Source organism: Roseivivax jejudonensis (assembly GCF_900172265.1).
Classification (GTDB): Bacteria; Pseudomonadota; Alphaproteobacteria; order Rhodobacterales; family Rhodobacteraceae; genus Roseivivax; species Roseivivax jejudonensis.
In genome coordinates this window covers 658,964-675,281 of sequence record NZ_FWFK01000001.1, presented here as the reverse complement: position 1 = coordinate 675,281, position 16,318 = coordinate 658,964, and the positions used below count along the sequence as shown (strand labels likewise).

Sequence of the window (16,318 nt, the reverse complement as noted above, 5' to 3'; positions counted from 1 at the left end):
GCGGGACCCAGCAGCGAGGAGGAGAGCCGATGAAGCCCCGTGTCTTCGCCGCCTTCGTGGCGCCCTCGCTGCTGATGATGCTGATCTTCATCGCCGCGCCGCTCGTGTCGGTCTTCGGCCAGAGCTTCTACGTGACCCAGCCGGTCTACGAGACGGTCGAGGTCGAATCCTGCACGCCGGGCTTTCCGACCGCCAATTGCGTGACCGAAACCAAGAGCCAGCCGGTCCGCGACGAAGACGGCCGGATCGAGACGCGCACGCTCTTTGTCGGGCTCGAAAGCTATCGTAACCTGTTGCAGTTCGACCGCGTGGGCGAGTACCTGTCGTCGGGCAACTGGGCGAGCATCCTCAACGTCGACTTCTGGGCCGCGCTGCGCTTCACGGTGATGTTCACGCTGATCACGCTGCCGATCGTGATCGTGCTCGGCCTCGCGATCGCGCTCGCGGTGAACAACGCGGTGAGGTCGATCCGCGGGCCGGTGATCTTCATGTCGCTGCTGCCGTTCATCATCACCCCGGTGATCGGCGCGCTGTCGATCCGGTGGCTCTTCATCGGCGACGGCATCCTGACCGCGGCGCTCGAGGAGGTGCTGAATCGCGACATCGCGATGTTCGCGCAGGGCTGGACCATCGAGCTGATGATGTATTTCTACCGGGTCTGGCACGTCGCACCGTTCGCCTTCGTGATCTTCTACGCCGGCCTGCAGACGGTGAACCAGGACACGTTGGAATCGGCCATCGTCGACGGCGCGAACCGGTGGCAGCGCCTGCGCTTCGTGGTGATCCCGCATCTCGGGCCGCTGATCACCTTTGTCGCGCTCATTCACTTGATGGACGCCTACCGCGTGTTCGAGGAGATCGTCGGCTTTTCCTCGCAGAGCCATGTCATCTCGCTGCAGTGGCTCACCTACGACTTCCTTCAGCCGGACGACGCCGGCAACCGCGCGATCTCGCGCGCCTCGGCCTCGGCGATGCTGACGATGGTCGGGATCGTGATCCTGCTGATCGCGCCGGTGCGCCGCGCGTGGCGCGAACACAAGGGAGAGCGCTGATGACCGCCCGGACCATGCGTCAGCCGTTGTCCTTGCGTCTCGCCTCGGGCGCGTTCCTCGGCTTCTGGTGCCTTCTGGCGATTTTTCCGATCGCGTGGATCGCCGTGATGTCGATCAAGTCGCCGGTCGACGCCTTCGCCGGCAACTTCGGAGACGTCCTGTTCGGGCCGACGACCCGCGGAAACGGGCAGGGGCTGTCGGTGCTCGAACTGCTGATCGGCGGCGCGGTGGTGATCGCGCTGGCGCGCTGGGCGTTCTCCGGCCTGCCGCGGCATGTCCGGCGCCTTACGCCGGCCGGCTGGATTGCAATCGGCTGGCTGGTCGCGGGGCTCGGTTATCTCGCGGTGTTCGGCCTCGTGGTCTTCGGGATCCTGCCGCCGGTGCTCGGCGCGCTCGACGCCATCGCCGGGCCGCTCGGCCAGCCGGTGATCGGCGCCACGTTCGAGCACTACTATGCCGTGTGGGTCGAGAACGCGTTCTGGCGCAACTTCGTCAATTCGCTCGTGGTCACGGCCGGCGTCGTGACGATCTCGCTCTTCGTCGGGACCCTGGCGGGCTACGCGCTGGCGCGGTCGCCGTCGAACCTTGCCTTCTGGCTCCTGATCGCCGCGCTGATCTTTCGCGCGCTGCCGCATTCTGTCCTTGTCGCGGGCTACCTGCCGGTGTTCATCAATTCGTCGGACTGGCTGGCGCCGATCTTCGGGGACGCGGCGCCGACGCTCTATGGCCAGCCCTACGCGGTGATCGCCGTTCTCGTCGCGATCAACCAGCCCTTCACGATCTGGATGCTGCGCTCGTTCTTCCAGAACATCCCGACCGAGCTCGACGAAGCGGCGCGGGTCGACGGCTGCACACATTTCCAAGCGTTCCGGCAGGTCATCATGCCGGTGATGTGGCCCGGGGTCATCACGACGGGGCTCTTCAGCTTCCTTTTGGCCTACAACGACTTTCTGGTGACATCGCTGCTTCTCGACGCGCAGAACCAGACGATGGTCCCCGCCATCGCCAGCTATTTCAACCGCGAGACCACGACCACCGACCAGGTGGAGGCCATCGCTGCGGCGGTCTCGATCACCGCGCCGCTCTTCGTGCTGGTGATGGTGTTCCAGCGGCAGATCGTCAGCGGTCTGACGGCGGGAGCGGTGAAGGGATGACATCCGGCTCGCACGATCATCTTGCGCCCGGGAGGAGGGCGCGTTCCCAGGGAGGACCGACTACAATGAAACGCACACGCATCCTGGCCGCCGGCTTCGGCCTTGTCGCGGCGCTTCCGGCCGCGGCGCAGGAGACCATCCGCATCGGCCACGCGACCCCCGAAAGCTCGCCCCTGCATCAGGCGCTGGCCTATTTCGAGGAGGAACTGGAAAGCCGGTCCGAGGGCGACATCCAGGTCGAGCTCTTCCCCGGCGGGCAGATCGGATCGGTGCAGGAGATGACCGACCTCGTCCAGTCCGGCAACCTGACGATGACCACCGGAGCGTCGGTCCTGCTGTCCTCGCGCGTGCCTGAGCTGGCTGTTCTCGACCAGTTCCTGCTGTTCGAGGACGAGGCGCAGGCGCGCTCGGTCCTCGACGGCGAGGCCGGCGACAGCCTCGGCACCGCGATGGAGGAACAGGGCATCAAGCTCATGGGCTTCATGGAACTGGGCTTCCGGTCGTTCACCAACTCGCGCGGCCCGCTCGACAGCATAGAGGCGTTTGAGGGCCTGCGGATGCGCTCGGCCGACAACCCGATCCAGATCACGGCGTGGCGGTCGATCGGGGCCGTGCCCGTGCCGCTCGCCTGGGGCGAGATCTACTCCTCGCTTCAGCAGGGCCTGATCGACGGCCAGGAAAGCGCCTTGTCCTCGATGGTGGTGGAGCGGTTCTTCGAGGTGCAGGACTACGTGTCGCTGACCGGGCACATCTACTGGCCGGAGCTGTGGATGGCCGATCTCGAATGGTGGCAGGGCCTCGAGTCCGAACAGCAGTCGCTGATCGAGGAGGTCGCGGCAGAAACGGTCGAGCGCCAGCGCGAGCTGACCGTCGCGGCCAACGAAGAAACCCTCGATCGGCTGCGCGAGGAGGGGCTCGAGGTCAACGAACTGCCGGCCGAGGACCGCACCCAGATGGGAGAGACCATGAACGGCGCCATCGAGGCCGACATCCGCGAGCGGGTCGGCGACCAGTTCTACGACGACTTCATGTCGGCACTGGAAAACTGAGCCCGGAGGCGAGGGCGAAATGCTGTCCCGGATCGAGAAATACTTCGAACCCGTGGTCATCGTGACTGCGCTGTCGGTGGTGATCGTGCTGGTCTTCGCCGACGTCGTGGCGCGCTTCGCCTTTGCCACCTCCATCGCCTTCGCGGGCGAGGTCGCGCGCCTCGCCTTCGTGTACATGATCTACTTCGGCGTTGCCTACGCCATCCGCGACCGCCGGCACATGCGGGTGACCGTGCTTCTGGACCTCGCGCCGCCCGGGCTGCGCCGCTGGATGATGCTCGCGGCCGAGACCGTATTCCTCGTCTATTCGCTGGTCGTCTGCTGGCTGGGCGTCGTCATCACCCAGCAGGCGACCGAGCGCGGCAAGATCCTGTCGGCGACGGAATGGCCGACCTCTGTCCTCTACGCCGCGATCATCTTTTCCGGCGCGCTCTCGGCCGCGCGGCTGATCCATTCGATCTGGCGCATCGCGTTTCGCGGCGAGACGCAGCTGACTCCGCAGATGGATGTCTGAGCGATGACGACGGCGATCCTCTTCGGCAGCTTCTTCCTGCTCCTTGCCATCGGGGTTCCGATCGGCATCGCGCTTGGGTCCGCCTCGCTCATCGCGATCGCCTACATCCCGTTCCTAAATTTCGACCTCTACGCGCTGGGGCTGATCTCGGGGATCGACAGCTTCACGCTGATCGCGGTCGTGCTGTTCACCCTTGCCGGAAACGTGATGAGCCGGGGCGGCATCTCCCGCCGGCTCGTGCGGGTGGCGGATTGCGTGTTCGGCCGCGCTCCGGGCGATCTGGGCACTGTCACCATCATGGCCTGCCTGTTTTTCGCGGCGATATCGGGCACCGGATCGGCCACCGTCGCGGCAATCGGGCTCGCCATGATCCCCGCTCTGGTAGAGCGCGGCTACGAGCGGGCCTACGCCGGCGCGATGGTCGCGAGCGCAGGCGGCCTGGGCGTGATGATCCCGCCATCGGTCGTGATGATCGTCTACGCGGTGTCGGCCGGCGTTTCGGTGACCGCGCTTTTCATGGCCGGTATCGTGCCTGGCGTGGTGATCGCCCTGACGCTCATCGCCTACAACATCCTGCGCCGGCGCGGCGCGCAGGCACCTGAAACCCCGATCGCGGCCGCTTCACTTCGCGAGACGCTGAGCGCGCTCAACGATGCCAAGCTGGCGCTGATCATGCCGCTCGTGGTTCTCGGCGGGATCTACGCCGGCATCGTGACCCCGACCGAGAGCTCGGCCGTCGCGGTGGTCTACGCGCTGATCGTCAGCTGCCTCGTCTACCGTGAGCTTCCTCTGCGAGACCTGCCGGGAATGATGCTCGAATCCGCGCTTCTGGTGTCGGCGGTGCTGGTCATCATCGGCGCGTCCGTCGCCTTCGGACGGATCATCGCGCTCGAGCAGATCCCGCTGAAGCTGTCGGATCTCGTGCTCGCGCTCACCCAGTCTCAGACGATCGTCCTGCTCGCCGCCATCGTGCTTCTGCTGATTGTCGGCACCTTCCTCGAGACGCTGGCGGCCATCGTCATCCTGACGCCCGTCCTCTTGCCGGTGATGATCGAACTCGGTGTCGATCCGGTGCATTTCGGCATCGTGATGATCGTCGCGCTGGCCATCGGGTTCGTGACACCGCCCCTCGGCGCCAACCTCTTCATGGCCGCACAGGTCGGCCGTATTCCGTTCGATCACATCGCGCGCCGGATCCTGCCGTGGGTCGTGGCGATGGTGGTCGCGCTTCTCATCATCGCCTTCGTGCCGGCCCTGTCGTTGGGGCTGCCGAGGGTCTTTCTGGATTACGGAGGCTGACATGCCCGGCGCCCGCCCCGAGCAGGCATCGCTGACCCGCGACACCGACCTGTCGAAGACCGACGAGACCCGCCGCGTCATCGAAGGGATGGTCGACGGGCTCAACGATCATCGCATCGACGACATGGCCGAGTTCTTCCACGAGAATTTCCGCTGGATGGGCAATTTCGGCTGCGGCACCAAGCACGGCCTTCGCGAGTTCCAGGACAACTGGCAGCGCCCCTTTCAGGCCGCGTTCTCCGAAAAGGTCTGTGTCGACGAGGCGCGGCTCTTCATGGGGGAATGGGCCGCCGCGTTCGGCCGGCAGGAGGCCACCCACAGCGGCCCCTTCATGGGCATCGCCGCCACCGGCCGGCGGGTCGAGATCCGCTACATGGACTTCTGGCGCATCGCCGACGGCCGCATCGCCGACAACTGGGTGATGGTCGATTTCCCGCATGTCCTCGCGCAACTCGGCCACGACGTCTTCGGCGGCGAGGGCTGGGAGGCCTTCGATCGCGGCGACCGCACGCCACCCCGTCCAGACACATCCCAGACGACAGGAGAAACGACATGAGTGTCGAATACCTCAAGCGTGGCAAGTCCGAGGCCGAGCGCGGCGAGGACGACGCCAAGACCCGCGCCATCGTCGAATCGACCCTGAAGGACATCGAGGCGCGCGGCGACGCGGCCGTGCGCGAGCTGTCCGAGAAGTTCGACAATTATTCGCCCGAGCGGTTCCGCCTGACCGAACAGGAGATCGAGCACCTCATCGGCAAGTTGTCGGCGCAGGAGTTGGCCGATATCCGGTTCGCGCAGGACCAGGTAAAGGCGTTCGCCGAGGCGCAGCGCGCGTCGATGACCGACATCGAGGTGGAGCCGATGCCGGGTGTCATTCTCGGCCATCGCAATATTCCCGTCCAGTCGGTCGGCTGCTACGTGCCCGGCGGCAAGTTCCCGATGGTAGCCTCGGCGCATATGTCGGTCGCCACGGCCTCGGTTGCGGGCGTCCCGCGCATCGCCGCGGCCACGCCTCCGTGGCAGGGCGAGCCCAACCCCGGCGTGATCGCCGCGATGCACCTGGGCGGCGCGCACGAAATCTACGTCCTGGGCGGGATTCAGGCGGTCGGCGCGATGGCGCTCGGCACCGAAACGATCGATCCGGTCCACATGCTCGTGGGTCCCGGCAACGCCTTCGTCGCCGAAGCGAAGCGCCAGCTTTTCGGTCGCGTGGGGATCGACCTGTTCGCCGGCCCGACCGAGACGATGGTGATCGCGGACGACACCGTCGATGCCGAGATGTGTGCGACCGACCTGCTCGGTCAGGCCGAGCATGGCTACAACTCGCCCGCGGTCCTGGTGACGAACTCGCGCCGTCTGGCCGAGGACACGCTGGCCGAGGTCGAGCGCATCCTGACCATCCTCCCGACCGCGGACACCGCCCGGACCAGCTGGCAGGATTACGGCGAAGTCGTGCTGTGCGACAGCTACGACGAGATGCTGGAGGTCGCCGACGACATCGCATCCGAGCACGTGCAGGTGATGACCGATCGCGACGATTGGTTCCTGCAGAACATGACCTGTTACGGGGCGCTGTTCCTCGGGCCGCGCACCAACGTGGCCAACGGCGACAAGGTGATCGGCACGAACCACACGTTGCCGACGAAAAAGGCGGGCCGCTATACCGGCGGTCTCTGGGTCGGCAAGTTCCTCAAGACGCACAGCTACCAGAAGGTCACGACCGACGAGGCCGCGGCCGAGATCGGGCGCGTCGGCTCGCGGCTGTGCATGCTGGAGGGGTTCGTCGGCCATGCCGAGCAGTGCAACCTGCGTGTCCGCCGCTACGGCGGTGACAACGTGCCCTACGGCACGGGCGCCGCGCCGAAAGCCGCCGCGGAATGACCGACCGCTTCGACGACATGAAGACGGCCTTCGCGCCGGTGCGCGCGGCGATGTACGACTTCGAGCCGGCTTCGGTGCGCCGCGCGCTCGATGCGGTGGTCGCGCCCGATGCGACGATGCGCGTGGCCTTCCCCTTCGGCACCATGACGGGCCCGGGCGCCCTCTTCGACGAAGCTCTGGCGCCGCTCTTTCACGCCGTGCCCGACCTCGAGCGGCGCGATCACATCGTGATCGCCGGCGACACGCCCGAGGGCGCGTGCTGGCTGGGCTGCGGTGGCTACTACACGGGGCTTTTCGCGCGGCCATTCCTGAACATTCCACCCACGCGCCACCAGATGCACATGCGCTTTCATGAGTTCTACCGCTTCGAGGGCGGGCGGATCGTCGAAATGCAGGCGCTCTGGGATATCCCCGAGGTGATGATGCAGGCCGGTGCGTGGCCCTTGGCGCCGTCGCTCGGCCGAGAATGGCACGTGCCCGGCCCGGCGACGCAGGACGGCCTGGTCGCAGGGCCGCGCGACGCCGCGCGATCCGACGCCACCCGCGACCTGATCATCGAGATGCTCGAACACATGAAACGCCACCCCGGGCAGGGCGGCCCCGAGGTCATGGAGATGCCGCGCTTCTGGCATGAGCGGATGAGCTGGTACGGACCGTCGGGCATCGGCACCGGGCGCGGCGTCAAGGGCTTTCGCGACTGGCACCAGATCCCGTTCCTGTCCGCGATGCCGGACCGTGGCGCCTACGTGGACGAGATCGACTACCATTTTTTCGGCGACGGCGCCTACGCGGCCGTCACGGGCTGGCCCAACATGATCCAGACGGTCAGCCACGGTGGATGGCTCGGGATCGCGCCGTCCGACAAGCGCATCGCCATGCGGTCGCTCGACTTCTGGCGCGTCGAGGCGGGGCGGATCCGCGAGAATTGGGTGATGGTCGATCTGCTCGACGCGTTCGACCAACTCGGCGTCGACGTGCTGGCGCGGATGCGCGAGTTCAACAAGGCACGCGCGGGCTTTGACCCCGAAACGGGGAGGGCGGTGGCATGACCCTTCCGCGCACGCCGTCCTTCCGGCTCGACGGCCGCCGCGCGCTCGTCACCGGCGCCTCCTCCGGGATCGGTCTTGCCGCGGCCTGCGCGCTGGCCGAGGCCGGCGCTCAGGTCACCTGTGTCGCGCGCCGCGCCGGCGCGCTGACCGAATGCGTCGAGGCGATGCGCGCCGAAGGCTGGCGGGCCGAGGCGGAACCGGCCGATATCACCGACCTCGCCGATCTCGCGGCGCTCTTCGCGGCGCCCTACGACGTCGTGGTCAATGCCGCGGGCCTCGCGCGGCATGGACCGGCGCTCGATACCGATCCCGACGACTTCGACGCTGTCATGTCCGTGAACCTGCGGGCCGCGTACTTCCTGTCGCAGCGCGCGGCGCGCGCGCTCCGCGCGGCAGGGCGTAGTGGCTCGATCATTCATGTCTCGTCGCAGATGGGCCATGTCGGCGGCGTGGACCGGGCGGTCTACTGCGCGTCGAAACACGCGGTCGAGGGCATGGTGAAGGCCATGGCGATCGAGTGGGGAGCACTCGGCATCCGCATCAATTCGCTCTGCCCGACCTTCATCCGCACGCCCCTGACCGAAAGCACCTTCGCCGACCCGGACAAGCGCGCGTGGCTCGAGGCGAAGATCAAGCTCGGTCGGGTCGGCGCGGTCGAGGACGTGATGGGCGCGGTGGTCTACCTCGCCTCGGACGCGTCCGCGCTGGTCACCGGCAGCGCGCACATGGTCGACGGCGGGTGGACCGCGGGATGAGCGCGACGCCGGATCCGGGCCGGACCGACAAGGTCACGGCACAGGACGTGGCCCGCGCCGCGGGCGTGAGCCGTTCCGCGGTCAGCCGGGTGTTCACGCCGGGCGCGTCGGTGTCGCAAAAGACGGCCGACAAGGTGCGTGCGGCGGCCGAGCGTCTGGGCTACCGCCCCAACGCCCTGGCACGCTCGCTCATCACCGGGCGCAGCCGGATGATCGGGCTCGTGGTGGCCTACCTCGAGAACTACTTTTACCCCGAGGCGCTCGAGAAGTTCTCTCACGCGCTGCAGGCCGAGGGCTATCACGTGCTCGTCTTCATGACCTCGCAGACCGCGACCAACATCGACGCGGTCGTCGAGGAGATCCTCGACTACCAGGTCGCCGGCATCATCGTGGCATCGGTCGCGCTGTCTTCGGACCTTGCCGAACGGTGCCGCAGCCTTGGCGTGCCTGTGGTGCTGTTCAACCGCATCCAGGACGTGGACGGCGTGGCGACCGTGGCTTCGGACAACTTCGGCGGCGGACGCGAGGTCGCCCGGCTGTTCGTGGAGGCCGGGCACGAGCGGGTCGCCTACATCGCCGGGTGGGAAGGCGCATCGACCCAGCGCGACCGTGAGGCCGGCTTTCTCGAGGGGCTGGCGGCCGCCGGCGTGTCGCTTCACGCGCGCGAGGTCGGCGATTTCCACGCCGATACCGCCCGGGGCGCGGCACGGCGCATGTTCACCGACGCCGCGCCGCGGCCGGACGCCGTTTTCGTCTGCAACGATCACATGGCCTTTGCCGTCATGGACGTGTTGCGGTTCGAGCTGGGCCTGAACGTGCCCGAAGACGTGTCGGTCGTCGGTTTCGACGACGTGCCGCCTGCCGCATGGCCGGCCTATGCCCTGACGACCGTGCGCCAGCGCGCGAACCGGATGGTCGAGGCCGCGGTCTCGGTCCTGCTGGCGCAGATCGACGCGCCGTGGGACGCCGCCGGCCGCGAGGTGATCGACGCGCCGCTGGTGCTGCGCCGCTCGGCGCGCCTGCCCGAAGGATGGATCTGAATGAGCATGCACGGATTCGACCCCAGGTTCCGCGACTTTCCCGACTACATCATCGGGATCACCAAGGAGATCTGGGAGGACCGCGGCGTCGCCACGCTGCACGACTACTACGCACCCGACATCGTGGTGCGTTCGCCGGCGTCGGTCGTCACGGGCAACGAGGGGGTCATCGCCGCGACCCTGGCAACGTTGTCGGAGTTTCCCGACCGGACTCTTCTGGCCGAGGACGTGATCTGGTCCGGCGATCCGGAGACCGGGATGCTGTCCTCGCACCGGATCATGTCGCATGCGACCCATACCGGCAGCGGTGTCTACGGCGCTGCATCCGGCACGCGGCTGCGCTACCGCATCCTGGCCGATTGCCACGCGCGCGCAAACGCCATCGACGACGAATGGCTGATCCGCGACCAGGGGGCGATCGTGCGACAGCTCGGGCTGGAGCCGCGCGCCTATGCCCGAGACCTCATCGCGCGCGAGGGTGGTCCGGACGCTGCCGTGCGCCCGTGCACCCCGCAAACCGATGTCGCAGGCCCTTACAAGGGGTCCGGAAACGACAACGAGTGGGGCGCGCGCTACGGCGATCTGCTGACGCGGATCATGAACGCAGACCTCGCCGCGATCCCGGCGGAATACGATCGCGCGGTGCAGTCGCACTATCCCGGCGGTGAAGAGGACCACGGCACGGGCGCGGTCGATCGCTTCTGGATTTCGCTCCGAGCGGCGTTTCCCTCTGCCCGGTTCGAGATCCACCATCGCATCGGGCGCGACGATCCGATGATGCCGCCGCGCGCGGCGGTGCGCTGGTCGCTGACCGGCCGGCACGACGGCTGGGGCGCCTTCGGGCGACCGACCGGGGCAGAAGTGCACGTGATGGGCATTTCCCATGCCGAGTTCGGGCCGTGGGGCCTGCGCCGCGAATTCACGCTCTACGACGAAACCGCGATCTGGAAGCAGATCCTGCTGGCAACCGGAGAGGCCGGGGATGCCGAAGGATCGCCCCGATGAGGAGATCGACATGACCCCCGAAGACATGGCCCCGCGCATCGTCCGCTACGGCGAGCTCGTGCCGTGCCGCACCGCGTTCATCGACGCGCACACGCCCGGATCGAACCAGAAGGAGAACTTCACGATCATCGGCGGCGGCGTGTCCGAGGCCGCGGACCAGCACGTTCACATCCAGATTCCGCACGGCTTCAACATCGGCGCGGCTGGCCAGCCGCCCTATTGCCGGAACTCGCTGCATTCCCATCGCACCGCCGAGGTCTTTTTTTTGCTGAAGGGGCGCTGGCGCTTCTTCTGGGGGCGTCACGGGGATGCCGGTCACGTGATCCTCGAGGAAGGCGACATATTCAACATCCCCACCGGCATCTTCCGCGGGTTCGAGAACATCGGCACCGACTACGGGATGATCATGGCGATCCTGGGCGGCGACGATGCCGGTGGCGGAGTCGTCTGGGCGCCGCAGGTCATCGAGGACGCGAAGGATCACGGCCTCGTCCTCGGCGACAACGGCAAGCTCTACGACACCAAGAAAGGGCAAGCTCTGCCAGATGGTGTGAAACCGATGCCGGTGCTGAGCGACGCCGAACTCGACGCCTTTCCCGAACCGTCCGCGGCCGAGGTGATCCCGCGTCACGTTGCACGCTATCTCGACATCGCTGCGATGGCGACGCCGCGGCCGACCAAGGTGATCGGCGCGTCCGGTCGCCTGCCGGACAAGCCGGGATTCGAGGTCGACCTGATCACCCGCGCCTCGGCGACGGAGAAGATGCATCGCCACGACAGGCCCTCTGTTCTGATGCCGGTCTTCGGCCACTGGCGCATCGACTGGGACGGCGGATCGACGATCCTCGCCCCCGGCGACACGATGAGCGTGCCGGAAAACCTCGATCACAGCGCGATGCCGTCGATGACCGGGGAGGCGGCGCTCTACCACGTGGTCGGCACGGACGATCCGGCAGGCCCGACCTGGACAGGCGGCCGGTCGGAACCGGCGTGAGCGGAGGGGCATTGTCCATGTGGTTCCACCCGACAATGGAGACACCTGTCCATGCCCGGCCTATTCCTCGGATCGATCGGCGTGCTCGCCGAGACGTCGCACCTGCAACTGCAATCCTTCAACGAGGCGTTCGCGGAGGCCGGGCTCGACTGGCAGTGGAGCGAGTCCGCCTATCGCGAGATGCTGAAGGATGCCGGGGGCAAGGCTCGGATCGAGTCCTATGCCATGGAGAAAGGTGCCGACGTGGACGCCGAGGCGCTGCACGCTCGCAAGAGCGCGCTTTTCCAGTCGAAGCTGGACGCGGGCGTGCCTTTGCGCGCGGGCGTCGCGGATGCGATGGCCGATGCGCGTGCGCGCGGCTGGACGCTCGCGTTCGTGACGGCGACCTCGCCCGACAACGTGGAGGCGGTACTGGATGCGACGGGCCTGTCGCGCGACGATTTCGACCTTGTTCTCGACAAGAGCTCTGGGCTCGCGCCGAAACCGGATCCAGCGGTTTACGCCGAGGCGTTGTCCCGGCTTTCCCTCTCCGACCGGCAGGCGCTGGCGGTGGAGGACAACCCAGACGGCATGGCGGCCGCGGCCGCCGCCGGGATCACGTGCATCGCCTTTCCGGGGGCGTTTCACGATCCCGCTGCCTTCGACCACGCGGCCCTGACGCTCGATCGTCTGTACCTGCCGCAAGACCTCACGGCGGCCTGACCGGGCGAACAGCGACCGGGCGCCGCGGAAAGGAGACGCGATGCCCGTAGATGCCACCCACGTCGGCAGCCTGCCACGCAGCCAGGAGGTCGTGGACTTCCTCTTCGCGCGCGAGCGCGGCGAGGACTACGACCCCGAGGCGTTCGCCGCGTGCATGACCGATGCCGTGTCCGACGCCGTGCGACGGCAGGTCGAAGCGGGCATCGGCATCGTGTCCGACGGCGAGATGTCCAAGATCAGCTACGCCACCTACGTCAAGGACCGCTATACCGGCTTCGGGGGCGACAGCCCGCGCAACGCGCCGGCCGACCTGAAGCTCTACCCAACCTTCCTCGACCGGATCGCGAAGTCCGGCGGCACGCCGAAATACGCCCGGCCGATGTGCGTCGGCGAGGTGCGCTCAAAAGGGCAGGGCGAGCTGGACTCCGACATCGCCAACCTGCGCGCGGCGATGGACGCCCATGGCGCGGACCGCGGGTTCATGAATGCCGCGTCGCCGGGGGTGATCGCGCTCTTTCTGCAGAACGACCACTACCCGACGCGCGACGCCTACCTTGCGGCACTTTCCGACGCGATGAAGACGGAATACGAGACGATCGTCGCCGCCGGCCTCGATCTGCAGCTCGATTGCCCCGACCTCGCGCTGTCGCGGCACATGCTGTTTGCCGACCTGTCCGACGAGGCGTTCCTCAAGATCGCGGCCGGGCATATCGAGGCACTGCGCGCGGCGCTGGCGGACGTGCCGCAGGACCGGGTGCGCCTGCACATCTGCTGGGGCAACTACGAGGGGCCGCATGTCTGCGACATCGGCATGGACAAGGTCTTCGACATGCTCATGTCGGTGCCGGCCCGCTACGTTCTGTTCGAGACGTCGAACCCGCGGCACGGTCACGAATGGCAGGTCTTCCGCGATCGGCGTGCCGACATTCCCGACGACAAGGTGCTCGTGCCCGGCTGCGTCGACACGACGACCAACTTCGTCGAGCATCCCGACCTCGTGGCCGAGCGCCTGTCGCGGTTCGTCGATCTGGTCGGGTCCGACCGGGTGATCGCCGGGTCCGATTGCGGGTTCGGCACGTTCGCGGGCTTCGGCGCCGTCGACCCCGAGATTGCCTGGGCCAAGCTCGCGACCCTTGCCGAGGGCGCCCGGCGGGTGCCATGACGCCGCTCGTCCTCCTGCCCGGCATGATGTGCGACGCGCGCCTGTTCGCGCCACAGATCTCCGCCGTGTCGGGCCACCGGGCCGTGCACCATGCGCCGATTTCAGGTCACGAAAGCACGGCCGAGCTTGCCGCGGCCGTGCTGGCGCACGCACCGCCGCGCTTCGCGCTCGCCGGACTGTCGATGGGCGGGATCGTCGCGATGGAGATCGCCCATCTGGCGCCGGATCGGATTGCCGGTCTGGCGCTCCTCGACACCAACCCCTGCGCCGAAGCGCAGGAGGTGCGCACGCTGCGCGGCCGCCAGATGGCCAAGGTGCGCGCCGGACACCTCGCCGACGTGATGCGCGACGAGCTGAAGCCCCGCTATGTCACCGAAAGCCCGCGCCGTGCGGCGATCCTCGCGCTGTGCATGGACATGGCGCTGGATCTCGGGCCGGACGTCTTCTGTCGTCAGTCGATCGCGCTGCGCGACCGGCCCGACCGTCAGGAAACGTTGGCCGCGCTCGACATGCCCACGCTGATTCTGTGCGGTCGGCACGACCGGCTGTGCCCGGTGTCGCGGCATGAATGGATGAACGACCTGATGCCCGGATCCAGGCTCGAGATCGTCGAGGGTGCCGGGCACCTGCCGACGCTCGAGGCGCCGGACGTCACGACGCGCGCAATGATGCGCTGGCTGGAGGACACATGACACCCGAACTTCTGGAGCTTCTGCGCTCGGTCGACACGCCGACCGTCTGCAACGCCATCGAGGTGGCCGAAGGCCGGCGCGGCTTCGACCGCTTCACCCGCGGCACGCTGCTGTCGAGCGCGCCGGAGGCAGGCGCCATCGTCGGCCGGGCCCGCACGGCGCAGATCGCCGCCGCGACGCCGCCGGCCGAACCGGCCGACGAGGTGCGGACGCGCCGCATGGCGTATTATCGCTACATGGCCGAGGCGGACGGGCCGGCGCTGGCAGTGATCGAGGATCTCGACGGTGCAGAGGCGGTCGGCGCCTTCTGGGGCGAGATCAACACCTGCGTGCACAAGGGCTTCGGGCTGGGCGGCGTTCTGACCAATGGCGTGATGCGCGACCTCGGCGACATGGCCGATGGGTTTCCCGTTCTCGCCGGGTCCATCGGGCCGAGCCACGCCTTCGTGCACGTCCGCGCGATCGACGTGCCGGTGACGGTGTTCGGCCTCGCCGTGGAGCCGGGCGAGTGGGTCCACGCGGATCGGCACGGGGCGGTCGTGATCCCCGATGCGGTGATCCCGACGCTCGGCGCCGCGATCGAGAAGATGCGCGCGACGGAGGCGATCGTGCTCGACGCGGCGCGCGCGCCCGGCTTCGACTTCACGGCATTCGAGACAGCGTGGACCGCGTTCGAGAAGGCGCGGACCTGACGTCCGCCGCCCGCCGGCGCTTCAGGTCATCGCATCAGGTCGGGAAGATCGCCGGTCAGGCCGGCGGCCTCGCGGATAAAGGCGCGGCGCAGTGTCGGCACCGACTGTACCGCCTGCATGCCGATGTCGCGTAGCGCACGCAGCCCCGGTGCATCGGTCGAGAAGAGACGGTTGAATACGTCTGTCGCGGTCGCGAGTGCCGCGGTGTCGAACCGCCGCCACCGGGCATAGCGGTCGAGGACCGGCGCCGCGCCGATATCCTCGCCTCGGCGCCGTGCCTCGTGAACCACCTGCGCCAGCGCCGCGACATCGCGGAGGCCGGCGTTCAGGCCCTGTCCCGCGATCGGATGCACGCCGTGCGCGGCATCCCCGACAAGCGCGAGACGCTCTGCGACGAAGCCGTTCGCGAGGCTCAGCGACAGCGGATAGGTGTAGCGCGCCCCGGCCAGCTCGAGCCGCCCGAGGAAATCGCCGAAGCGCGGGCGCAGCACCGTCAGGTAATCGGCCTCGGGCAACGCGCCGATCTCCTCGGCCAGCCCGGTGCGTTCGGTCCAGACGATCGACGACCGATTCCCGGCGAGCGGCAGGATCGCCAGCGGCCCCGCCGGCAGGAAGAGCTGGTGTGCGACACCGCCATGCGGGTGTTCGTGCGCGATGGCGCAGACCAGCGCGGTCTGTCCGTAGCTCCAGCCGGTCCGCCCGATGCCGGCCCGGGCCGCGGTCCTACTCTGGCGGCCGTCCGCCGCCACGGCGAGCCGCGCGCGGATGTCCTGTCCGGAGGCGAGCGTCAGGGTGGCGCCGTGCGCATCTGTGCGCTGTCCGGTGACGGTTTCGCCGGTCAGGTGGGTGATCCGGTGCGTGGCGTCAACGGCATCGAGCAGGGCGGGGCGCAGATGCCGGTCCTCGACCATGTGGCCCATCGGGCCTTCCTCGATCTCGGCCGAGGAGAAATGCAGACCGAGCAGCGCCGCGCCATCTGCGACGCGCCCGTCGCTGACCTTGATCTCGTGGATCGGCTGCGCCTCGGGCGCGAGCCGTTCCCACACCTCCAGCGCGGCGAGCAGCCGGATCGTCGCGTTCGCCATCGCATAGGATCGCCCGTCGAAACCCGGCGCCGCCTGATCCGCGCGCGATCCGGCATCGATAACCGTGACCGAGAGGGGCGCGCGCGCGACCGCGAGCGCGAGAGCGAGGCCGTTCAGGCCGCCGCCGACAATGGCGATGTCGGTATCGAAGGTCATGGCCGCGAATATGACCGTGCCGCCGGCATTGTCCATG

At 68.0% G+C, this 16,318-nt stretch carries 17 protein-coding genes; 16 read left to right on the top strand and 1 reads right to left on the bottom strand.

Annotated elements, in window-relative coordinates; all coding sequences use genetic code 11:
- The first annotated feature begins 29 nt into the window (after positions 1-29).
- The 16 genes from ROJ8625_RS03355 to ROJ8625_RS03280 all read left to right on the top strand — a co-directional run bounded on the left by ROJ8625_RS03355 (position 30) and on the right by ROJ8625_RS03280 (position 15,040).
- Positions 30-1,052, top strand: coding sequence for a carbohydrate ABC transporter permease (locus tag ROJ8625_RS03355; RefSeq protein ID WP_085790409.1), 1,023 nt, complete (start codon positions 30-32; stop codon positions 1,050-1,052).
- Positions 1,052-2,206, top strand: a complete 1,155-nt coding sequence (locus ROJ8625_RS03350) for a carbohydrate ABC transporter permease (protein WP_200813267.1) — start codon at positions 1,052-1,054, stop codon at positions 2,204-2,206. Before ROJ8625_RS03355 ends, ROJ8625_RS03350 begins: the two co-directional genes overlap by 1 nt.
- Positions 2,207-2,271: 65 nt before the next feature.
- Positions 2,272-3,255 carry a TRAP transporter substrate-binding protein gene (locus ROJ8625_RS03345; RefSeq protein ID WP_085790408.1) on the top strand — a complete coding sequence of 328 codons (984 nt, stop codon included), beginning with the start codon at positions 2,272-2,274 and terminating at the stop codon, positions 3,253-3,255.
- A gap of 19 nt (positions 3,256-3,274) precedes the next feature.
- Positions 3,275-3,769 carry a TRAP transporter small permease gene (locus ROJ8625_RS03340; RefSeq protein ID WP_085790407.1) on the top strand — a complete coding sequence of 165 codons (495 nt, stop codon included), beginning with the start codon at positions 3,275-3,277 and terminating at the stop codon, positions 3,767-3,769.
- 3 nt (positions 3,770-3,772) lie between these two features.
- Positions 3,773-5,068 carry a TRAP transporter large permease gene (locus ROJ8625_RS03335; RefSeq protein ID WP_085790406.1) on the top strand — a complete coding sequence of 432 codons (1,296 nt, stop codon included), beginning with the start codon at positions 3,773-3,775 and terminating at the stop codon, positions 5,066-5,068.
- A 1-nt stretch (position 5,069) separates the two neighbouring features.
- Positions 5,070-5,624, top strand: coding sequence for an ester cyclase (locus tag ROJ8625_RS03330; protein ID WP_085790405.1), 555 nt, complete (start codon positions 5,070-5,072; stop codon positions 5,622-5,624).
- The gene (gene hisD / locus ROJ8625_RS03325; protein ID WP_085790404.1) at positions 5,621-6,949 is read left to right on the top strand and encodes a histidinol dehydrogenase; all 1,329 of its coding nucleotides are present in this window, start codon (positions 5,621-5,623) and stop codon (positions 6,947-6,949) included. Before ROJ8625_RS03330 ends, hisD begins: the two co-directional genes overlap by 4 nt.
- Complete coding sequence (locus ROJ8625_RS03320; protein WP_085790403.1) at positions 6,946-7,998, top strand: ester cyclase; 1,053 nt, start codon at positions 6,946-6,948, stop codon at positions 7,996-7,998. The genes hisD and ROJ8625_RS03320 overlap by 4 nt, the downstream gene beginning before the upstream one ends.
- Positions 7,995-8,753: an SDR family NAD(P)-dependent oxidoreductase gene (locus tag ROJ8625_RS03315; protein ID WP_085790402.1), complete on the top strand. Its 759-nt coding sequence runs from the start codon at positions 7,995-7,997 to the stop codon at positions 8,751-8,753. Before ROJ8625_RS03320 ends, ROJ8625_RS03315 begins: the two co-directional genes overlap by 4 nt.
- Complete coding sequence (locus ROJ8625_RS03310; RefSeq protein ID WP_085790401.1) at positions 8,750-9,793, top strand: LacI family DNA-binding transcriptional regulator; 1,044 nt, start codon at positions 8,750-8,752, stop codon at positions 9,791-9,793. Before ROJ8625_RS03315 ends, ROJ8625_RS03310 begins: the two co-directional genes overlap by 4 nt.
- A gap of 6 nt (positions 9,794-9,799) precedes the next feature.
- Entirely contained in the window at positions 9,800-10,798 is a 999-nt protein-coding gene (locus tag ROJ8625_RS03305; RefSeq protein ID WP_085790780.1) for a nuclear transport factor 2 family protein, read from the top strand.
- A gap of 10 nt (positions 10,799-10,808) precedes the next feature.
- On the top strand, positions 10,809-11,792 hold the full coding sequence (locus ROJ8625_RS03300) for a cupin domain-containing protein (RefSeq protein WP_085790779.1): 984 nt from the start codon (positions 10,809-10,811) through the stop codon (positions 11,790-11,792).
- A gap of 51 nt (positions 11,793-11,843) precedes the next feature.
- Positions 11,844-12,494 (top strand): HAD family hydrolase, encoded by a 651-nt coding sequence (locus tag ROJ8625_RS03295; protein ID WP_085790400.1) that lies wholly within the window; start codon positions 11,844-11,846, stop codon positions 12,492-12,494.
- 40 nt (positions 12,495-12,534) lie between these two features.
- Complete coding sequence (locus tag ROJ8625_RS03290) at positions 12,535-13,656, top strand: cobalamin-independent methionine synthase II family protein (protein ID WP_085790399.1); 1,122 nt, start codon at positions 12,535-12,537, stop codon at positions 13,654-13,656.
- Positions 13,653-14,348 (top strand): alpha/beta fold hydrolase, encoded by a 696-nt coding sequence (locus ROJ8625_RS03285; protein ID WP_085790398.1) that lies wholly within the window; start codon positions 13,653-13,655, stop codon positions 14,346-14,348. The genes ROJ8625_RS03290 and ROJ8625_RS03285 overlap by 4 nt, the downstream gene beginning before the upstream one ends.
- Entirely contained in the window at positions 14,345-15,040 is a 696-nt protein-coding gene (locus ROJ8625_RS03280; RefSeq protein WP_085790397.1) for an RraA family protein, read from the top strand. The genes ROJ8625_RS03285 and ROJ8625_RS03280 overlap by 4 nt, the downstream gene beginning before the upstream one ends.
- 26 nt (positions 15,041-15,066) lie before the next feature.
- Here the strand turns inward: ROJ8625_RS03280 and ROJ8625_RS03275 are convergent, their stop codons facing one another.
- Positions 15,067-16,317 carry an FAD-dependent oxidoreductase gene (locus tag ROJ8625_RS03275; RefSeq protein ID WP_200813266.1) on the bottom strand — a complete coding sequence of 417 codons (1,251 nt, stop codon included), beginning with the start codon at positions 16,315-16,317 and terminating at the stop codon, positions 15,067-15,069.
- Position 16,318: the final 1 nt, after the last annotated feature.

Coding starts and splice junctions, on each gene's coding strand:
- ROJ8625_RS03355 (WP_085790409.1), top strand. CDS start 30: ATGAAGCCCCGTGTCTTCGCCGCCTTCGTGGCGCCCTCGCTGCTGATG.
- ROJ8625_RS03350 (WP_200813267.1), top strand. CDS start 1,052: ATGACCGCCCGGACCATGCGTCAGCCGTTGTCCTTGCGTCTCGCCTCG.
- ROJ8625_RS03345 (WP_085790408.1), top strand. CDS start 2,272: ATGAAACGCACACGCATCCTGGCCGCCGGCTTCGGCCTTGTCGCGGCG.
- ROJ8625_RS03340 (WP_085790407.1), top strand. CDS start 3,275: ATGCTGTCCCGGATCGAGAAATACTTCGAACCCGTGGTCATCGTGACT.
- ROJ8625_RS03335 (WP_085790406.1), top strand. CDS start 3,773: ATGACGACGGCGATCCTCTTCGGCAGCTTCTTCCTGCTCCTTGCCATC.
- ROJ8625_RS03330 (WP_085790405.1), top strand. CDS start 5,070: ATGCCCGGCGCCCGCCCCGAGCAGGCATCGCTGACCCGCGACACCGAC.
- hisD (WP_085790404.1), top strand. CDS start 5,621: ATGAGTGTCGAATACCTCAAGCGTGGCAAGTCCGAGGCCGAGCGCGGC.
- ROJ8625_RS03320 (WP_085790403.1), top strand. CDS start 6,946: ATGACCGACCGCTTCGACGACATGAAGACGGCCTTCGCGCCGGTGCGC.
- ROJ8625_RS03315 (WP_085790402.1), top strand. CDS start 7,995: ATGACCCTTCCGCGCACGCCGTCCTTCCGGCTCGACGGCCGCCGCGCG.
- ROJ8625_RS03310 (WP_085790401.1), top strand. CDS start 8,750: ATGAGCGCGACGCCGGATCCGGGCCGGACCGACAAGGTCACGGCACAG.
- ROJ8625_RS03305 (WP_085790780.1), top strand. CDS start 9,800: ATGCACGGATTCGACCCCAGGTTCCGCGACTTTCCCGACTACATCATC.
- ROJ8625_RS03300 (WP_085790779.1), top strand. CDS start 10,809: ATGACCCCCGAAGACATGGCCCCGCGCATCGTCCGCTACGGCGAGCTC.
- ROJ8625_RS03295 (WP_085790400.1), top strand. CDS start 11,844: ATGCCCGGCCTATTCCTCGGATCGATCGGCGTGCTCGCCGAGACGTCG.
- ROJ8625_RS03290 (WP_085790399.1), top strand. CDS start 12,535: ATGCCCGTAGATGCCACCCACGTCGGCAGCCTGCCACGCAGCCAGGAG.
- ROJ8625_RS03285 (WP_085790398.1), top strand. CDS start 13,653: ATGACGCCGCTCGTCCTCCTGCCCGGCATGATGTGCGACGCGCGCCTG.
- ROJ8625_RS03280 (WP_085790397.1), top strand. CDS start 14,345: ATGACACCCGAACTTCTGGAGCTTCTGCGCTCGGTCGACACGCCGACC.
- ROJ8625_RS03275 (WP_200813266.1), bottom strand. CDS start 16,317: ATGGACAATGCCGGCGGCACGGTCATATTCGCGGCCATGACCTTCGAT.